1 protein-coding gene is annotated in these 423 nt (G+C 38.5%); it reads left to right on the top strand.

Annotated features, from left to right (window positions below; genetic code table 11):
- Nucleotides 1–253, top strand: a 253-nt coding sequence (locus CXF76_RS00810; protein ID WP_332870242.1) for a MauE/DoxX family redox-associated membrane protein, incomplete at its 5' end; no start/stop codon positions are given.
- Between the last annotated feature and the right edge of the window lie 170 nt (nucleotides 254–423).

Here is a 423-nt window from a genome sequence, read left to right as displayed (position 1 = left end):
CTATGTTTACCCATTTTTAGAAGCATTTGTTGGCATTGGAATGATAGCCGGATTACCAGCCTATATTATTGCCCCTATTTCATTGTTCATAGGTGGGGTTGGTGCTGTTTCAGTGATAAAAGCAGTCTATATAGATAAACGAGAGTTAAAATGTGCGTGTGTAGGCGGTGACAGTAACGTACCACTAGGGTTTATCTCCCTAACAGAAAACCTGTTTATGATCGCTGCCGGTATTTGGATGTTTGTTAAGTAAACAACAGCTTTAATTTAAAAACATGATGATGTACTAGTGTGATTACCAAGGGATTATGTCGCTCTAATTACCGAGCGACTTTGTCGTAAATAGCATATCAGCTGTACTAGCTCATATCAGATCTCACAGTTTAAGTGAATAAGTTTAGACTTCATCAGGCAGACTGCTAT

This window comes from Pseudoalteromonas sp. 78C3 (genome assembly GCF_002836695.1).
In the GTDB taxonomy this organism is placed as follows: Bacteria; Pseudomonadota; Gammaproteobacteria; order Enterobacterales; family Alteromonadaceae; genus Pseudoalteromonas; species Pseudoalteromonas arctica.
Note: the sequence above shows the minus strand (reverse complement) of the source record. Positions and strands in the feature narration are given on the sequence as shown.